Origin of the sequence: Embleya sp. NPDC008237, assembly GCF_042956465.1 — a bacterium.
Taxonomy (GTDB): Bacteria; Actinomycetota; Actinomycetes; order Streptomycetales; family Streptomycetaceae; genus Embleya.
This window is the reverse complement of record NZ_JBIBGL010000047.1, coordinates 3552-5511: the sequence shown is the minus strand read 5'-3', so window position 1 is coordinate 5511 and position 1960 is coordinate 3552. Positions and strand designations below refer to the sequence as shown.

At 57.3% G+C, this 1960-nt stretch carries 1 rRNA gene (running past one end of the window); it reads right to left on the bottom strand.

From position 1 onward, the window contains the following. Positions 1 to 104: 104 nt before the first annotated feature. Positions 105 to 1960: ribosomal RNA gene (locus ACFZBU_RS47870) — 23S ribosomal RNA — on the bottom strand; it runs 1372 nt beyond the window's last position.

The following is a 1960-nucleotide window of genomic DNA, read 5'->3' as shown; positions in this document are numbered from 1 at the left end:
GGGTCGTTCGGTGAACCAGAAATCACATGCGGTGATTCAATTATCAAACGGGTTCCCCGAAACCGATTGCGGTTCGGGAACCACACAGTGGACGCGTAGCAACTGAGGACAAGTCCTCGGCCTATTAGTACCGGTCAGCTCCACCCCTTACAGGGCTTCCACACCCGGCCTATCAACCCGATCGTCTCTCGGGGGCCTTACCCAACCGAAGTTGGTGGGAGTCCTCATCTCGAAGCAAGCTTCCCGCTTAGATGCTTTCAGCGGTTATCCCTCCCGAACGTAGCCAACCAGCCATGCCCTTGGCAGAACAACTGGCACACCAGAGGTTCGTCCGTCCCGGTCCTCTCGTACTAGGGACAGCCCTTCTCAAGACTCCTACGCGCACAGCGGATAGGGACCGAACTGTCTCACGACGTTCTAAACCCAGCTCGCGTACCGCTTTAATGGGCGAACAGCCCAACCCTTGGGACCTACTCCAGCCCCAGGATGCGACGAGCCGACATCGAGGTGCCAAACCATCCCGTCGATATGGACTCTTGGGGAAGATCAGCCTGTTATCCCCGGGGTACCTTTTATCCGTTGAGCGACGGCGCTTCCACAAGCCACCGCCGGATCACTAGTCCCTGCTTTCGCACCTGCTCGACCTGTCGGTCTCACAGTCAAGCTCCCTTGTGCACTTACACTCGACACCTGATTGCCAACCAGGATGAGGGAACCTTTGGGCGCCTCCGTTACCCTTTAGGAGGCAACCGCCCCAGTTAAACTACCCATCAGACACTGTCCCTGATCCGGATCACGGACCCAGGTTAGACATCCAGCACGACCAGAGTGGTATTTCAACGACGACTCCACGAACACTGGCGTGTCCGCTTCACAGTCTCCCACCTATCCTACACAAGCCGAACCGAACACCAATATCAAACTATAGTAAAGGTCCCGGGGTCTTTCCGTCCTGCTGCGCGAAACGAGCATCTTTACTCGTAGTGCAATTTCACCGGGCCTGTGGTTGAGACAGTCGAGAAGTCGTTACGCCATTCGTGCAGGTCGGAACTTACCCGACAAGGAATTTCGCTACCTTAGGATGGTTATAGTTACCACCGCCGTTTACTGGCGCTTAAGTTCTCAGCCTCGCCCCGAAGAGCTAACCGGTCCCCTTAACGTTCCAGCACCGGGCAGGCGTCAGTCCGTATACATCGTCTTACGACTTCGCACGGACCTGTGTTTTTAGTAAACAGTCGCTTCTCGCTGGTCTCTGCGGCCACCACCAGCTCGGAGAGCAAGTCTCCTCACCAACAATGGCCCCCCTTCTCCCGAAGTTACGGGGGCATTTTGCCGAGTTCCTTAACCACAGTTCACCCGAACGCCTTAGTATTCTCTACCTGACCACCTGAGTCGGTTTGGGGTACGGGCCGCCACGACACTCGCTAGAGGCTTTTCTCGGCAGCATAGGATCATCCACTTCCCCACAATCGGGTCGGCATCAGGTCTCAGGCTCGTGTTGTGCGGATTTGCCTACACAACGCCCTACACCCTTACCCCGGGACTACCACCGCCCGGGCTGGACTACCTTCCTGCGTCACCCCATCGCTCACCTACTACCCGATTGGTTCGGCGGCTCCACCAAAACCGTTCACCCGAAGGATCCCGGCGGCTTCACGGCCTTAACATCACGAGGTTCAGCGCTGGCGCATCGTAGCGGGTACGGGAATATCAACCCGTTGTCCATCGACTACGCCTGTCGGCCTCGCCTTAGGTCCCGACTTACCCTGGGCGGATTAGCCTGCCCCAGGAACCCTTGGTCATCCGGCGCACACGTTTCTCACGTGTGATTCGCTACTCATGCCTGCATTCTCACTCGTGCAGCGTCCACCACTGGTTTCCACCGCGACTTCACTCGCTGCACGACGCTCCCCTACCCATCCGTACGCCTGAACCACGAAGGCTTGGCTATATGTACGAA